The organism is Macrococcus equi, from assembly GCF_047426745.1.
GTDB classification, from domain to species: domain Bacteria; phylum Bacillota; class Bacilli; order Staphylococcales; family Staphylococcaceae; genus Macrococcoides; species Macrococcoides equi.
This window is the reverse complement of record NZ_CP179732.1, coordinates 1,492,409-1,508,983: the sequence shown is the minus strand read 5'-3', so window position 1 is coordinate 1,508,983 and position 16,575 is coordinate 1,492,409. Positions and strand designations below refer to the sequence as shown.

At 37.4% G+C, this 16,575-nt stretch carries 18 protein-coding genes and 1 riboswitch; of the genes, 6 read left to right on the top strand and 12 right to left on the bottom strand.

Annotated elements, in window-relative coordinates:
• Positions 1-8: 8 nt before the first annotated feature.
• The 10 genes from ACMGE6_RS07960 to ACMGE6_RS07915 all read right to left on the bottom strand — a co-directional run bounded on the left by ACMGE6_RS07960 (position 9) and on the right by ACMGE6_RS07915 (position 8,306).
• Positions 9-224, bottom strand: coding sequence for a hypothetical protein (locus tag ACMGE6_RS07960; RefSeq protein WP_414045955.1), 216 nt, complete (start codon positions 222-224; stop codon positions 9-11).
• A 309-nt stretch (positions 225-533) separates the two neighbouring features.
• Positions 534-1,310, bottom strand: a complete 777-nt coding sequence (locus tag ACMGE6_RS07955) for a ZIP family metal transporter (protein ID WP_414053368.1) — start codon at positions 1,308-1,310, stop codon at positions 534-536.
• 143 nt (positions 1,311-1,453) lie between these two features.
• The gene (locus tag ACMGE6_RS07950; protein ID WP_414053367.1) at positions 1,454-1,816 is read right to left on the bottom strand and encodes a hypothetical protein; all 363 of its coding nucleotides are present in this window, start codon (positions 1,814-1,816) and stop codon (positions 1,454-1,456) included.
• A 164-nt stretch (positions 1,817-1,980) separates the two neighbouring features.
• On the bottom strand, positions 1,981-3,195 hold the full coding sequence (locus ACMGE6_RS07945) for an NRAMP family divalent metal transporter (RefSeq protein ID WP_414045952.1): 1,215 nt from the start codon (positions 3,193-3,195) through the stop codon (positions 1,981-1,983).
• A 20-nt stretch (positions 3,196-3,215) separates the two neighbouring features.
• On the bottom strand, positions 3,216-3,968 hold the full coding sequence (locus ACMGE6_RS07940; protein ID WP_414053366.1) for a LamB/YcsF family protein: 753 nt from the start codon (positions 3,966-3,968) through the stop codon (positions 3,216-3,218).
• A 2-nt stretch (positions 3,969-3,970) separates the two neighbouring features.
• The gene (gene accC / locus ACMGE6_RS07935) at positions 3,971-5,335 is read right to left on the bottom strand and encodes an acetyl-CoA carboxylase biotin carboxylase subunit (RefSeq protein ID WP_414053365.1); all 1,365 of its coding nucleotides are present in this window, start codon (positions 5,333-5,335) and stop codon (positions 3,971-3,973) included.
• Between the two features lie 12 nt (positions 5,336-5,347).
• A complete protein-coding gene (locus ACMGE6_RS07930) occupies positions 5,348-5,770 on the bottom strand; it encodes an acetyl-CoA carboxylase biotin carboxyl carrier protein (protein WP_414053364.1) in 423 nt (140 codons plus the stop codon).
• Positions 5,770-6,741, bottom strand: a complete 972-nt coding sequence (locus tag ACMGE6_RS07925; RefSeq protein WP_414047058.1) for a biotin-dependent carboxyltransferase family protein — start codon at positions 6,739-6,741, stop codon at positions 5,770-5,772. The genes ACMGE6_RS07930 and ACMGE6_RS07925 overlap by 1 nt, the downstream gene beginning before the upstream one ends.
• Positions 6,741-7,448: a 5-oxoprolinase subunit PxpB gene (gene pxpB / locus ACMGE6_RS07920; protein WP_414053363.1), complete on the bottom strand. Its 708-nt coding sequence runs from the start codon at positions 7,446-7,448 to the stop codon at positions 6,741-6,743. The genes ACMGE6_RS07925 and pxpB overlap by 1 nt, the downstream gene beginning before the upstream one ends.
• Positions 7,449-7,595: 147 nt before the next feature.
• The gene (locus tag ACMGE6_RS07915) at positions 7,596-8,306 is read right to left on the bottom strand and encodes a transaldolase (RefSeq protein WP_414053362.1); all 711 of its coding nucleotides are present in this window, start codon (positions 8,304-8,306) and stop codon (positions 7,596-7,598) included.
• Positions 8,307-8,489: 183 nt separating this feature from the next.
• Here ACMGE6_RS07915 and ACMGE6_RS07910 point away from each other — a divergent pair, with 183 nt between their 5' ends.
• The 4 genes from ACMGE6_RS07910 (at position 8,490) to ACMGE6_RS07895 (ending at position 11,733) form a co-directional block, all read left to right on the top strand.
• Positions 8,490-8,789 (top strand): hypothetical protein, encoded by a 300-nt coding sequence (locus ACMGE6_RS07910; RefSeq protein ID WP_414045945.1) that lies wholly within the window; start codon positions 8,490-8,492, stop codon positions 8,787-8,789.
• A 38-nt stretch (positions 8,790-8,827) separates the two neighbouring features.
• Positions 8,828-9,175, top strand: coding sequence for a fluoride efflux transporter FluC (locus ACMGE6_RS07905; protein ID WP_414053361.1), 348 nt, complete (start codon positions 8,828-8,830; stop codon positions 9,173-9,175).
• The gene (locus tag ACMGE6_RS07900; protein ID WP_414053360.1) at positions 9,175-9,495 is read left to right on the top strand and encodes a fluoride efflux transporter FluC; all 321 of its coding nucleotides are present in this window, start codon (positions 9,175-9,177) and stop codon (positions 9,493-9,495) included. Before ACMGE6_RS07905 ends, ACMGE6_RS07900 begins: the two co-directional genes overlap by 1 nt.
• Positions 9,496-9,597: 102 nt before the next feature.
• Positions 9,598-11,733 (top strand): 5'-nucleotidase C-terminal domain-containing protein, encoded by a 2,136-nt coding sequence (locus tag ACMGE6_RS07895; RefSeq protein WP_414053359.1) that lies wholly within the window; start codon positions 9,598-9,600, stop codon positions 11,731-11,733.
• Positions 11,734-11,780: 47 nt separating this feature from the next.
• On the opposite strand, the gene ACMGE6_RS07890 is transcribed toward ACMGE6_RS07895, so the two are convergent.
• Positions 11,781-12,695, bottom strand: coding sequence for a nuclease-related domain-containing protein (locus tag ACMGE6_RS07890; RefSeq protein ID WP_414045941.1), 915 nt, complete (start codon positions 12,693-12,695; stop codon positions 11,781-11,783).
• 237 nt (positions 12,696-12,932) lie between these two features.
• Here ACMGE6_RS07890 and ACMGE6_RS07885 point away from each other — a divergent pair, with 237 nt between their 5' ends.
• Entirely contained in the window at positions 12,933-13,199 is a 267-nt protein-coding gene (locus tag ACMGE6_RS07885; protein ID WP_414053358.1) for a hypothetical protein, read from the top strand.
• A 79-nt stretch (positions 13,200-13,278) separates the two neighbouring features.
• Here ACMGE6_RS07885 and metK read toward each other — a convergent pair whose 3' ends face one another.
• Positions 13,279-14,469 carry a methionine adenosyltransferase gene (gene metK / locus ACMGE6_RS07880; RefSeq protein ID WP_414045939.1) on the bottom strand — a complete coding sequence of 397 codons (1,191 nt, stop codon included), beginning with the start codon at positions 14,467-14,469 and terminating at the stop codon, positions 13,279-13,281.
• Between the two features lie 106 nt (positions 14,470-14,575).
• A riboswitch (SAM riboswitch) is annotated at positions 14,576-14,687 on the bottom strand.
• A gap of 188 nt (positions 14,688-14,875) precedes the next feature.
• Between metK and pckA the strand changes: the two genes are divergently transcribed.
• The gene (gene pckA / locus ACMGE6_RS07875) at positions 14,876-16,465 is read left to right on the top strand and encodes a phosphoenolpyruvate carboxykinase (ATP) (RefSeq protein WP_414053357.1); all 1,590 of its coding nucleotides are present in this window, start codon (positions 14,876-14,878) and stop codon (positions 16,463-16,465) included.
• The last annotated feature ends 110 nt before the right edge of the window (positions 16,466-16,575 follow it).

Below are 16,575 nucleotides of genomic sequence, written 5' to 3'. Positions count from 1 at the left end.
AAAGACCCCTAAAGGTCAATTTTTTCTTTCTCCGCTAACTGCTTATCAAGTAAAGCAATGCGTTTTTCTAATTCTATTCTTTGTAATTTCTCTAGTTCGATTCTACTATTTGTTCTGACACGGAATGTATCAATCAATAATTTTAATAAATACATTATAGTAATAAAGAACCATAAGATGAGTAACCAATACGCTACAAAGGGAATCATACCTAACCATTCCATTATAATCGCCACTTCCTAATTTTATTCCAATCGTTGTCATTATAACAAATATTATAGCAAGATAGTACTAATTTTTTATCATTCATCATTTGATGATCTAAATACAAATCCTAGCGTAAAAAGCATATTGATAATAGAAATTGTTTTTGAATAAGAAAAAGTATACTAATTATAAATAGTAGAGTTTTTAATTTCATATTGCCACTCCTATTATGAGTATTTAATATCCAAATTATAACACTTTCTTTTAGGTGGCAGATATAATTTTATAGTTAAAAATTTGCATAAAAAGAGAGTGCATACGCACTCTTACCCTAACTGATCTAATATGATTGATGTTATCACACCAAATGCTGTCATCAGTCCTACGAGTCCGCCACCTTCTTCATATGCTTCTGGCATCATCGTAGACCCGATCATCGTAATAATTCCTCCCGCTGCAAAGCTTGAGATAATCGAGATAATACTCATACTTGCACCGTCCAGGAACACATATCCAAACAATGCACTAAGTCCTGCAACGAGTGTTACAACTGCAAACAAGAATATAATCTTACCCTTAGATTGTCCGCTTTTAAGCATCCCCGTCGTACTTGATAATCCTTCCGGTATATTACTGATAAATATAGCGATTAACAGCAACATACTGACACCTTTGCCACCAATCAAACTCATACCGAGCATCATTGATTCTGGTATTGCATCCATAACGGTTCCGATAAAGATTCCTAGTCCTGAATCATTGCCACTATTCTTCGCTTGCTGCTTTTCAGCTTGTTCATCTTCCTGATTGAGTTCATGTTGATTTGATCTTTTTCTGTGTTTACCACCGTGATGCGCAATCACCGCTTCCAGTATCGTAAACGTCAACGCACCGGCAATAAAGCCGATAATCGTATTGATGATATGGCTTTTCTCCATTGCATCCTGCAATAGTTCAAATGTTGCTGCACCAATCAAGATACCTACACCAAACGCCATAATAAAGCCTAAAACTTTCTTTGGTATGTTAATAATCATACTTACGACTGCACCGAGTAATACTGCAAATCCTGATACTGCCCCCCAAAAGAATGCACTGCCCATATCTTCACCTTTTTCCGTCTAGTTTATTTAATGATTATTTCTACCCATAAAGAGAGAGAGATAATCTCATTTTTAGTTGAATCTTATAGGAATGTTTTATTACAAAAAAGAGGCTGAGACAAATCGTCCCAACCTCTAAAGTATTATTCTACTGTAAGTCCTTCACCGACAAAGATTTGATATGCCTGATACATTCTACCCGGCACTCCACTTTCTGCACTGTTATATCGATTGAAGTTCTTATTATTTACAACATTAGTAATCATCTCAATTGTTTCATCACATCGTGAATCTGTGATTTTCTTATGTGAGAATTCTTCAGCGATAACAAATAATCTTACTAAATATCGTGTATACGAGTCGTCCTTATCCACCGGTATCTTCAGTTCATCTGTCATTTCTTTACTCGTCTCAACAAAGCATCTAAAGTCTTCAAAGAAATCTCCAAATCTAAATAATACATGTCGATAATGTTCATCTGATAGCTTCATATATCTGAATGCCAATGTTCTAACCCCGCCTTAAATTTAGTCACTTTAAGTGTAACATTTTTACTGCCGGTTGAGAATGATGGATTCAAAAATCAAGATTTCAGCTTCTGTTATCTATTTTTTTTAAATTTATATAAAAAAACTTGAGACAAATAATGAATTTTGTCTCAAGTTTATACTTATTGGTTCCATAAATCAATTAATCCCTGTATCGACATAAATCCTGCACCAATCGTTGCAAGGACAGCAACAATACCTAATATTAATAACCATGTCGGATGCTTATAATCGCCAACGATACGTTTATTTTTCGCTGCAAATAAAATAGCTGTTAACGTAATCGGTAAGATCAATCCGTTAAATGCACCGGCTAATACGAGTAACTTAACTGGTTTACCTACTAACAGGAAGACGATTGTCGAGAATACGATAAAACAGATAACGACAATATTATTGTGCTTTGTAAATACCGGATGGAATCCTTTTAAGAATGATGCTGAAGTATAAGCGGCACCAATGACCGATGTCAGTGCAGCAGCAAGTAATACTAGACCGAAGATTTTAGGTCCAATCGGTCCTAAAGCAAACTGGAATGCTGATGCCGGTGGGTTTGTCGGGTCAAGTTTTACACCTGTAGCGACTACCCCTAATACTGCTAAGAATAAACAGAAACGCATCACACCAGTTGTTAAGATACCAAGATTTGCTGCACGTGATACAAACGGTAGATTTGCTTTACCGACCATACCGTCATCAATTAAACGGTGTGCTCCGGCAAATGTAATATATCCTCCCACTGTTCCACCTACAATCGTAACTAGCGGCATAACAAGGCCTAATGGATTTTCAGGCATCACCATCTTCGTAAACGCTTCTCCGTATGGTGGTTGTACTTTAATCATTACAAATGCAACAGTTAAGAGCATAACGACACCTAGTATTTGTGTTACAACATCCATCATTTTATTCGCACTTTTACTACTGAAGATAATAATTGCAAGAATACCAGTAATCACTGCACCAAGTTTCACATCGATACCAAGTAATGCATTAAATCCAAGCCCTGCACCGGCCACATTACCAATGTTGAATGCAAGTCCACCCAGTACGATTAAAATAGCAATAAAACTACCCAATCCTTTAAATACTTCATTTGAAATATCCTGACCACGTTTACCTGTTACAGTCAACACGCGCCAAATATTAAGCTGTGCACCGATATCAATGATAATACTTAAAAGAATAGCAAAGGCAAAGCTTGCCATAAACTTTTCTGTAAATAGCGTTGTCTGAGTTAAGAATGCTGGCCCGATTGCTGAAGTTGCCATCAGGAAGATGGCTCCAAACAACAATCTGCGTTGTGCAGCAGTCATTTTAGGTTTCTCGTTATTCATCCTGTTACCCCTTTTCATGATTAAATTGTTGTAATCTCTATATTATTTTCCTTTAATGCTGCACGAATCTCTTCAACAAACGCTAAAGCTTCCGGTCCATCCCCATGAACACAGATTGAGTCAGCTTGTAACGGAATCAGTTTGCCGGTAATCGTCTTAACCTGCTGGTCTTTGACCATCCTTAAGACGTGACGCACTGCTTCATCCACATCGTGAATCATCGCATTGCTTTCCGTTCGTGCAACGAGTGTGCCTTCGTCAGTATAATTTCTATCAGCAAATACTTCATTAATTGCACCAAGACCGTTCTCACGAGCAACACGTACTAAGTTACCGCCAGCAATCCCCATCACTTTCAGTTCCGGATTAAATGCTTTAATAGCGTTAACGATTGCTTGTGCAAGCTGTGGATCTTTAAATGTAGCATTATAAAGTGCACCATGTGGTTTAACATGATTAAGTACAACATCATGTTTTATACAGAACCCCTGAATTGCACCTAACTGATAGGTCACAAGATTTTCAACTTCCTCATAAGTCATACTCACTTGCTTACGGCCAAATCCCATAAGATCGTTATATCCCGGGTGAGCACCAATGCCTGTATTGTGTGCCTTACATAAAGCAACGGTCTTCTCTAAGACGTTAAAGTCTCCAGCATGCATGCCACATGCTATATTCGCTGAAGTTATCAGCGGAATAATCGCTTCGTCATTACCGATTGAATAATTACCGAAGCTCTCCCCTAAATCTGCATTCAAATCTATCTTCATCATTAGCCCTCCAGGAAGTGATTTTTTTCTAGGAATTTAATATCAATTTCATTCGATTGATATCTCGGATGCTGGATAATACGATACTGATAATCCAGATTCGTCGGGAAACCGTCTATTACTGTTTCATCTAATATTGAAAGCATACGACGTAATGCACGGTCTCGTGATTTATCATAAGTAATGAATTTCGCAATCATTGAATCATAGTATGGTGATACCATACATTTCTGATAAAGGAACGTATCGATCCTCACCCCAGGCCCGCTCGGCAAGTTTAGAAACTTCACTTTACCAGGACTTGGTCTAAAACCATGGTCTGGATCTTCTGCGTTGATTCGACACTCAATACTAAAGCCGTTAATGTGTATTTCATCCTGTACTAAATCAAACGTATCAAACAGTGCAATATTCAGCTGCGCTTCTATAATATCGATACCCGTCACCATTTCAGTCACGGTATGTTCAACTTGCACACGTGTATTCATTTCAAGGAAGTAATATTCTTCTGTCGCTTCTACATACAGAAACTCTAACGTGCCTGCACCGCGATAATTAATGTTCTTTGCGGCATTGACTGCATCGCGCGTCATATTTTGTCTTACGTGGTCCGGCACAATTGCAGCTGGCGCTTCTTCTACGAGCTTCTGGTTATTACGCTGTATTGAACAGTCTCGGTCAAACAGATGCACAGCATCCCCTTTTCCGTCACCGATGACCTGTACTTCAATGTGTCGCGCAGTCTTAATAAATTTTTCTATGTATACACGGTCATCACCAAATGCTTTTTTTGCCTCGTTCTTCGCGGCATTGAAGAGGTTGTCGAAGTCTTCCATACGACTGACGATTCGCATCCCTTTACCACCGCCACCGGCAACTGCTTTAATGACCATCGGCACGCAAATTTCCTGAGCCTTAACCTTTGCTTCTGCAAGTGTCGGAATCACATCTTTAGAACCGGGAATGACAGGTACTCCTGCTTCTACCATCGTCTTACGCGCCTCAGCCTTATCTCCCATCTTCTCAATCGTCTCTGGTGTCGGACCGATGAAGATGATGTCATGCTCAGCGCACAGACGTGCAAAATTAGCATTTTCCGCTAAGAATCCGTATCCCGGATGAATACCATCTGCGCCCGTTACTTCAGCAGCTGCAATGATATTATTCATATTCAGATAGCTTTCTGTTGAGCTTGAAGGTCCGATGCAGTATGCTTCATCCGCAAGTGCCACGTGCAGACTATCTGCATCTGTCGTTGAATAGACAGCAACCGTCTGAATCCCCATCTTCTTACACGTTCTAATAATTCGAATCGCAATTTCTCCGCGATTGGCTATCAATACTTTCTTTAAAGGTTTCTGTTCCAAGACTACACCCCCTTATTTCTCTTTAATTGTTACTAATGGTTCGTCATATCCTACCGCAGTACCATTCTCGATATGAATTGCTTCAATCACACCATCCACATCAGCAAAGATATCATTCATTACTTTCATCGCTTCTATAATACCGATACGGTCACCTTTTTCAACCTTATCTCCAACACGGATAAATGGTTCTTTAGACGTTTCATCCTGCATATTATAGAATGTGCCGACGAGCTGTGATTTCTGAACGTGATGACCACTTTGTTCAACAGCTTGTGTTTCTTGTGCTAGCGGTGTATTTTGAACAGGAACACTATGGACTTCCTGAATCGCCTTTTCGATATAATACTCATTATCGCCTTCTTTGATCGATATCACCTTTAATTCATTACTATTCATCATATCAATGAGTTGTTGTAATTTATCTGAATTCATTATGATTCCGCCTTCTCTAATAAGTTTTGAATTTTATTGCTTGTATGTCTGATGTCGAATGCATGCATACCGACTTCGTTGATGATCTTCATCATTTTCTTCTTTTCTGCAATCGCTTCTTCTAATGTTCCTTCAACAAGTCTAATTTCACTACCAGGAGCTTTCTGGACAAGTGTCGGGATATCACTGAAGTATACTGTACCAAGCTTTGCGTATCCACCAACTGTTTGTCTGTCGTTCATCAGTATAATAGGCTGACCGTCTGAAGAAACCTGAATAGAGCCGAGTTGTACAGGTTCAGAGATAATATCATAGTTCGTCTTCACTTCAAGTGTCTCACCCTTAAGACGAATACCCATTCGGTCAGATGTATTGGAAATCTCATATGTCTGTGACAAAGACGCAGCAAGATGCTTAAAGCGATCGTATTGACGACCAGGTATGAAGCGAATCGTGCTCACCTTATCAATAAAGTGTGTATTCACGCGTCTCGTCTTAACATTTTGAGGATTACTAAATTGAAGGATATCGTCCTTAATGAGGGTACGCCCCTCAAGACCGCCAAGTTTTATCTTCATATGTGTGGCATAACTATCCTGAACTTTCGGGATATCAAATCCGCCTTTGACAGTCAGATAAGTACGGTAGCCGTTTTTAGCACTCTTAAATGTTAAGATATCACCTGCCTGAGCATTATAGACGCAACGATTAACGACCGGTGTATCATTGAGCGTGGCCATCATATTACCACCTGTAATCACAAAAGCATTCGCTTCTGTAAACTTGAAGATACCACCTTGCATCGTCATTTCAATACTCATATGTTCTGTATTATCCAGTAATAAGTTACCAAGTAATAATGCACGGTAATCCATAGCACCTGCAGGAGACAACCCTACATTCTGGAAACCAGCGCGACCTAAATCCTGAATCGTTGAATACAATCCCGGATGAATAACCTGAAGTCCCATTAATGTACCTCCGTTTCAATTTCATATGTTCCATTTTGAACAGCTGTTTCGATTACATCGTATTCTTCCTTTGAAATTCGTTTAAACTTTATATAATCGCCAGCCGAATAGTATACTTCCGGATTTCTTTCTGGATCAAATAACTTTAATGGCGTTTTCCCGATAATGTTCCATCCACCCGGAGACGCAAGAGGATAGATACCTGTCTGCGCATTAGCGATCCCCACAGATCCAGCTGGAATTTCTTTACGCGGAGAAGCTTTACGTGGCGTAGCTATTGCTTCATCAAGTCCCCCAAGAAACGGGAAACCTGGCATGAAGCCTAACATATAGATTAAATAGGGCTTGCTTGTATGTATTTGAATAATTTCTTCTGTCGATTTGTTATGTAACTGAGACATCTCTTCTAAGTCCAGATTGTACGGTGCATCGTAGCACACCGGAATAATATATGTCTTCCCCAAAACATTCTCATTCGTCGTAAGTTCAAGGGACTGAATCGCTTCAGTTAATGTCTCATGACACGTTTTTGAATCATCAAAATATACTACTAAAGTATTATATGAAATAACGAGTTCAAGTATCCCTGGAATGTCAGATGCTTCAATGGCGCTTTTCAGTTGTATGACCTGTGCGTTTATTTCAGGGTCAATACGCTCTTCAAAGACAATGCTCATACAGTTTTCACTAATGTTTACGAAATCCATCTTGTAACCCCTTTCTTTTTTACATATTAATAGTATCATAATAATCAGATAATTTTAAATATTATTTAAATATATTTTTTAATTTTTTTAAATAATGATGGCATAAAAAAACCAATGCACATTCATGTACATTGGTTTTAGTTATATTTATAGAATTCCTAATCCACTTGACTGGATATCTTTTGCAAATCCTTTTACGGTATCGACTGATAATTCATCGATGTCTCGTCCGATGTTTGGAATCTTCTTCACCACATCACCAGGACATGTAATAATATCGCAGCCGATTTCATCAGCTTGAATAACATTATATAACTCACGGCAAGATGCCCATAATAATTTCACGCCTTCTTTTTCGTGACATAATTTAACAGCTGCACGCATCAATGGCATTGGGTCAACACCTGTATCCGCAATACGACCTGCAAATACTGACACATAAGTTTCTACACCTGGTTTGATTGCTTTAACGATTTCAGTCACTTGTTCAATCGTATAGACAGCAGTAACATTTAATTTAATATCTTGTTCTGATAGTTTCTTGATTAAAGGAATCATCGATTCACCTTTAGTATTAACTACCGGAATTTTAACAAATACATTTTCACCGAATGACTGGATAATTGCCGCTTCTTTTTCCATCGTATCCATATCATCACCAAATACTTCAAATGAAATCGATGCATCCGGAATTGCTTTAACTGCTGCTTCAGCGAATGCTTTGTAATCTGCTACACCTGCTTTTGCCATTAATGAAGGATTTGTAGTAAATCCGTCAACTGTTTGGTTAGCATAAGCTGTTTTCATCTGCTCGATATCTGCACCATCTGCAAATACTTGTACATTTAAATTTTTCATTATTTATTCCTCCAGATTTAATGTGAGTATTTCATCTTATTATAATCATATAACTGCTGCTTTTGCTAATGATAGAGCACCTTTAAAGTGAAATTGACACAGATTTTGAACTTTTTTAGAAAGTTATTCAATTAAATCCCAATGATATGGTAAAATAAATTGATTAATGAATGGAGGAACATCATGAAAGCGAATAAATATGTTTACTTCTCAATATTCTTTGCTGTTTTAAGTATATTCTGTAATGGTTATAATCCGATACTTTCAATATTATTTGGATCAATTACTTCTATTATATTGTTTACAGGTCTATTAAGCTGCATTCTGCTTATCATCAGTATCGTCTTAATCGATAAAGCTTTAAAACAACCTCATGAAATTTCTACCGGCCTGTATAAATTAGCAAAAGTATGGCCGTATATTATTTTAGCAATCATTGTTTTACAACTGATCAGTATATTATTTAGATTTGGTATTCTTTAAGGATTGATCCGTCAATCCTTTTTATTTTGGAGGTTTTTATGATTTATTTATGGATTGCAGTAATGAGTATCCTGGGCGCATGTAGCAGATATGCCGTCAGTTTAATCCTGCACGCTCCGCTTTATACCCTGTGTGTCAATTTAATTGGCGCATTCACGCTCGGTTTTTGTACGACATATTTTAAACGCATGAATATTTCTTATCATATTAAGACAGGCATCACGACTGGATTCCTCGGTAGTTTTACTACGTTTTCCGCGTTAAGTAAGGATGCATCTGATCTCTATCTGGCGCATCATTATACGCTGCTCATCATTTATATGAGTATCACTATACTTGGTGGACTTTCGTGTGCTGCAGCTGGTATGAAATGGGGTGAAAAGTAATGTTATTGGTTGCACTCGGTGCCCCGTTCGGTGCGATGCTGAGATATTTTATAAGCGGGCGTCTGAACCACTCTCTTCCGTATGGTACACTCATTATCAATTTATTAGGTTCTTTCCTGCTTGGACTGGTCGCTAGATACGATATTCCTATGCTGTTATTCGGTACTGGTTTTTTAGGTGCTTTTACGACCTATTCAACCTTCAATGTAGAGGTTGTGCAATTATTTTATCGTCACAAGTTACTTGGTTTAAGTTATCTCCTAATGACTTATATTGCTGGTCCTCTGCTCTTTATCATTGCTTTTACGTTTCAAATTTAAGATTTATGTAAATTTAGCGTAATTTTTTTATTAAAATGAGAGAATGTATGATTTTTGCATTATTATATTACTGTACACAATAAAATATCTGGAGGGAAAACAGTGAAACGTTTCACGACCATTGCTTTATTACTTACTTTAATCATTTCAATGCTATTCCAAAGTCCGTATGCATTAGCAGCATCTACGGAAGCACCAACAACTGAAGCTCCAACGACAGAAGTGACGACAGAAGCTCCGACAACTGAAACACCTACAACGGAAGCGGTGACAACTGAAACACCTACAACAGAAGCTGTCACAACAGAGCAACCTACTACAGAAAATCCAAACACTATTAAAATCTTACATACCAACGACATGCATGGTCGTTTAGATGCTGAAGATGGTCGTGTTATCGGCATGGCGAAAGTAAAAACAATTAAAGCTAAAGAACAACCTACTTTCATGTTTGATTCAGGAGACGCATTCCAGGGATTACCATTATCTAACTTCTCAAAAGGTGCAGATATGGCTAAAGCAATGAATGCAGTCGGTTATGACGCTATGACTGTCGGAAATCACGAATTTGATTTCGGCTTTGATACTGCGATGAACTACAAAAAATTATTAAACTTCCCAATCATCAGTTCAAACGTCTATAAAGACGGTAAAAGTGTTTTCACACCATCAACAATTATCGAAAAGAACGGAAAGAAATTTGGAGTCATTGGTGTGACAACACCTGAAACAGCTACAAAGACACATCCGAACAACATTATCGGTGTAACATTCTTAGATCCTGTAAAATCTGTAACAGCAGAAATGAAAAAGTTACAAGGTAAAGTTGATGCATTTATTATTTTAAGTCACCTAGGTATCGACAGTACGACAAAACAAGCTTGGCGTGGAGATAATTTAATGACAAGCTTAGCGACAAATAAAGATTTTATGAATAACGCGATTATTGTATTAGATGGCCATTCTCACTCAGTCATTGAAAATGGTGAATTAAAAAATACAGCAATTCTTGCTCAAACAGGAACTGCTTTAGCAAATATCGGTAAAGTAACATTCGATCTTCAAAATAAAGTAACGACAAATTTAAAAGCTTCATTAATACAGGAAGCCGATACAAAAGAAGTCGCTCAGGATGATGCAGTAAAAGCTATCGTTGAAACTGCAAAATCAAATTTCGGTAAAGCGACTTCAGAAGTTGTATTCCATAACCCAGTTGCATTACAAGGAGAACGTAACGATGTACGTACGAGAGAAACAAATCTAGGAAATGCAATTGCCGATGCAATGGAAGCTTATAGTAAGACAGGTTTTGAAACTACAGGAGACTTTGCTGTGACAAACGGTGGAGGCATCAGAGCTTCAATTGACGGAAATAAAGATGTGACGATTGGAGATATCATCAAAGTGTTACCTTTTGGTAATACCATCACTCAAATCGATGTGAAAGGCTCAGACGTTAAAGCAATGTTTGAACATGCATTAAGCGCTCCGACTGTAGAAAAAGACGGAAAAACTGCATTAGATGCAAATGGTGCATTCCTACATATCTCTAAATCAATCAAAGTACATTATGATTTAACTAAACCTGCAGGAGAACGTGTATATGCAATAGAAGTTCTTAATAAGAAGACGAACAAATTTGAACCATTAAATAACACGAAAACATATAAAGTTGTGACAAACGACTTCTTAGCTGTTGGCGGTGACGGTTTTACGATGCTTGGCGGACCTCGTGAAGAAGGGCCATCATTAGATGCGGTAGTTAGAAATTACTTTAAAGCAGCCGATATGTCAGCGTATACAACAGACGCACTTGAACGTATTCTTGCAGGTAGTGCAAGTGATGTTAATGTTTCTACTGAAGAACCAACGACTGAACCTGCTACTACTGAAGTTCCAACGACTGAAGACAACAAACCTCAAATTGATGTAGCAACTGATGAAGAAGGCAATGAAGGAAATATCATCAAAGAAGATACGACAGAAGATCCTGTTGTAACTGAGGAAAAAACACCGGAAGATGATAAAGTAATTCCATTTGAAAAAGTTGCGATGACTAACGAAACAAAATTGAATACAACGATTCAATCGAATCAAATTCCTGCATCATCAGATAAACCAGCAATCACTGAAGCGGTAGAACAATTACCGATTACAGGTGAAGCTGCCGGCACAGGTGCTGCTGCGGTTGGATTGTTAGGTTTAGGATTATATTTAGTCAAACGTAAATCAGCATAACAAAATGAAATCCCCTCAAATGAAAAATCATTTGAGGGGATTATTTTTTAAGGATTTAAGTGATCTATGCTATCCATAATGCGATTTAAGTCTTCAACTGTATACTGGAATCTGCCGTGGAAGACAAATTTCTCAAAGAATGTCTGTAATTCTTCTTCGCCAACAATTACCTTCACACTGTTATCTCTAGAGTAGTTCGTGATGTGTTCGCTGCCTACACCTTCAGCATTGTAGTATGCAATAGGTGTCACCGGATATGGTAATTCGAATACTTTTTCTAAACGTTCAGCTTTTAATTTTAATGCTTCTAAAGAATGATTATACGTTCTAAATTCAGCATTGCCATCTTTATTCTTATCTAATACAATTGTTTGTTCTAATTTAGGATCTAACCCTAAAATATTAAATACTGACTCAAGCATCGGTTCACCATCAAACTGCATCTCACTCACACCGTGGTAAATGTGACCTGTCCAGTAGTTAGAATCAAGTAAATAAATACCTGTACGTGTTAATACAACGTGATCTAATTTATCAGTACTTTTTACGCGCTTCCCTGGAATGTAGATGTTTGCTAATACGTGCATATCCTCAGGACGAATGCGTTCATCACGAATCAACTGCTCTTTCAATTGAATTAACGTTAAGTCTGTTAAGTATTCACCTTTATCTTTTGAAAATAGTTTTAACGATTCAATATGTGATGATTTTTCCTCTATCGCTTTCTGGAATGTCTCTTTTTGTTCTGCTAAGTCTTTCTTGTATGTTAAGCGCGTTTTTTCACTTTCCTCATGGTACTCATCAGATCTCATTTTTTGAGCTTTACGAAACTCTTCTTCTTTTAATGCAATCGACTTTTTCTTGCTTGATAATGCAAGCAACCAAAGAATAAAGAATAATAACGCAAGCACACCTAACCCAATTAATACATATAACAACGTATTTCCTTCTGTTACTGACATATCATTCACCTTTCATTACGTATTTCTTTTATTATAATGAAATTTCTTTATAACTTCATTGAAAATACAAAAGTATTTTGTGAAAGTTTACTCTTATTAATGAAATTAATATTAGATTAATAATCTGAACACTACTTAACAAACATTCATAAAACATAAACGCTTAATTAATATTCATATGCAATAATTTAGGTGTCCAAACTTTCTGGACCTAAAAATTTCTCGGAGGATGATACCATGGCAATGTATAAACGTTTATTATTAGCAGGTACTTTTGCATCATCATTATTATTAGGTGCATGTGGCGAAGAGGATAAGAAAGACGACGCAAAAACAGAAGACGCAGCGACAACTGAAGAAGCGACGAAAGACGAAGCAACTACTGAAGAGGAAACTACGGAAGAAGAAACTACGGAAGAAGCTTCTAAAGATGAAACAACAACTGAAGAAGAAACAACTGAAGCTGAAACTACTGAGGAAGAAACTACGGAAGAAGCAAAATAAATCGATGACCGTCCCATTTGCGGACGGTTTTTTTATACAAAAAACTGCGACAAACGTATTGCTTGTCGCAGTCATTTTATTATTTTAAGTTAGCTTTTAATGCATCAATTTTATCAGTTGCTTCCCATGGCAGGTCGATATCTGTTCTACCGAAGTGACCATATGCAGCAGTTTGTTTATAGATTGGACGACGTAAATCAAGCATTTGGATGATACCCGCTGGACGTAAATCGAATGTTTTACGTACTGCTTCTACTAATTGTTGTTCAGTGTATTCAGATGTTCCATAAGTTTCAACTGAGATAGATACAGGTTGAGCAACACCAATTGCATAAGCAAGTTGTACTTCACATTTATCAGCAAGACCAGCTGCTACGATATTCTTCGCAACGTAACGTGCAGCGTAAGCACCACTACGGTCTACTTTCGTTGCATCTTTACCACTGAAAGCACCACCACCGTGACGTGCATAACCACCATAAGTATCAACGATAATTTTACGACCAGTAAGACCTGCATCACCTTGAGGTCCACCAATTACGAAACGACCAGTCGGGTTAATGAAGTATTTCGTTTCTTCATCAATTAAATCAGCTGGTACAACCGGTTTAATAACATGTTCTTTAATATCCGCTTGAATTTGTTCTAATTCAATTTTCTCATGGTGTTGACTTGAAATAACGATTGTGTCGATACGTTTAGGTTGGTTATTTTCATCGTATTCAACTGTTACTTGTGTTTTACCATCTGGACGTAAGTAGTCTAAAGTACCATTTTTACGTACTTCTGTTAATCGACGTGCTAATTCATGTGATAATGAAATCGGTAATGGCATTAAACTTTCTGTTTCATTACATGCAAATCCAAACATTAAACCTTGGTCCCCTGCTCCAATAGATTCAATATCTGAATCAGATAAGTTACCACGGTCTTCTAACGCACGGTCAACCCCTTGTGCGATATCAGGTGATTGTTCATCGATAGCTGTTAATACAGCCATCGTCTGGAAGTCATAACCAAATTTTGCACGTGTATAACCAATTTCTTTAACTGTATCACGAACAACTTTTGGGATATCAACATATGTTGAAGTTGTAATCTCACCAGCGATTAACGCCATTCCTGTAGTTACTGAAGTTTCACACGCTACACGTGCTTTTGGATCTCCTGTTAAAATTGCATCTAAAATCGCATCTGAAATTTGGTCTGCGATTTTATCCGGATGTCCTTCTGTTACTGATTCCGATGTAAATAATTTACGATCTGTCATTTATAAACACTCCTATTATTTATATATTTACGGTCCAAGCTATATATTAAAAATAGCCCTCTCTCCTTTAAGAGAGAAGGCTAATAAACATACTTAGTCCATTCTACTCTTATCGTTCAGACATCTGTCTGCAAACGGTTTGGCACCTTACTTAACGAAATTGTCAAGGGTTGCTGGGCTTCAAAGGGTCCATGTCCCTCCACCACTCTGGATAAGAGAATCCGCAAGTTAGATAATACTAAACTTTTTGTAAGCTGTCAACTTTTCTAAAGGAGCAAAAATTTTCTGAATTGTTTTTATCATTATTATTTTTTTTATAATTAATGTCACGTAACTGACCTTATGTTATACTATTTCATGAAACTGCTTACATCAGCAGAAAATATAAACTTGGGGGATCTTTCTTATGACCGAACAAATCTTTGGTAAATTAGACAACTTATTAAAGAGCGATATCGTGCTAAACCAATTATCAAGAACGCAATTAATTAATGAAATCTTATCGAATCGTGAAGGTGTATTAACAGAGTCAGGTGCTGTTAGAACTGAGACTGGTAAATATACAGGACGTTCACCTAAAGATAAATTTATCGTTGAAGAAGAAGAGACTAAAGAGCAAATCGACTGGGGTACAATTAACCAACCTATCTCTGAAGATATCTTCTTAAAATTATTAGACCGTGTCCTTGACTACTTAGGTACGAAACAAAAAGTTTATGAATTTAATGGTTATGCTGGAGCAGATCCTGCGACTCAATTAAAATTACGTGTAATCAATGAACTTGCATGGCACAATTTATTTGCACGTACAATGTTCATTCGTCCGGAAACATATAATGAAGGCATTTTAATCGATCCAGATTTCACAATCATTTCTGCACCACACTTCAAAGCAGATCCTAAAATCGATGGCACTAAATCTGAGACTTTCATTATTACTAGTTTCAAACATAAAATCATCTTAATCGGTGGAACTGAGTACGCTGGAGAAATGAAAAAAGGTATCTTTGGTGTAATGAACTATTTATTACCGACTCAAGGTGTTATGAGTATGCACTGTTCAGCAAACGTTGGGGAGAATAAAGACGTAGCATTATTCTTCGGTTTATCTGGAACAGGTAAAACTACTCTATCAGCTGACCCACACCGTAAATTAATCGGTGATGATGAGCATGGCTGGAATGACAATGGTGTATTCAATATTGAAGGTGGATGTTACGCTAAGACAATTGATCTGTCACGTGAAAAAGAACCACAAATCTATGATGCTATCCGATATGGCGCTATCTTAGAAAATGTTAAAGTTGATGAAAGAGGTTTCCCTGACTACGAAGATAAATCATTAACAGAAAATACACGTGCTGCATATCCAATTGAAAATATCGATAATATCGTATTACCTTCAATTGCAGGACATGCTAAAACAATCATCTTCTTAACAGCAGATGCATTCGGAGTATTACCTCCAATCTCTAAATTAACTAAAGAACAAGCGATGTATCACTTCTTAAGCGGATTTACATCAAAATTAGCTGGTACAGAACGCGGTGTTACTAGCCCACAGCCAGTATTCTCAACATGTTTCGGTTCACCATTCTTACCGTTACATGCAACAGTATATGCAAATATGTTAGGTGATTTAATCGATAAACACGGTTCTGACGTTTACTTAGTAAACACTGGATGGACAGGTGGAGAATATGGTGTAGGTAGCCGTATGAGCTTAACGCATACACGCTCAATGATCCGTCGTGCAATTAGTGGAGAAATTAAAAACTCTGAATTTACTCAAGATCCAATCTTTGGATTATATGTTCCAAATTCAGTATCAGGTGTACCTAAAGATATCTTAATGCCACGTAACGCATGGGTATCTCAAGATGCTTATGATGAAAAAGCAAAAGATTTAGCTGTACGCTTCCAGGAAAACTTCAAAAAATTCGGTGAGAAATCAGCTGAAATTGAAGAAAAAGGCGGATTTATCTTCAGAGGATAACATACTAGAATCCCGACCCATCACAATCGTGACGGGTCGGGATTTTTTTGGTTAAATTGAGTTGTTGGGATGTCCTGTTGGTTGCGACATTTTTACTTTATCGCAACCAT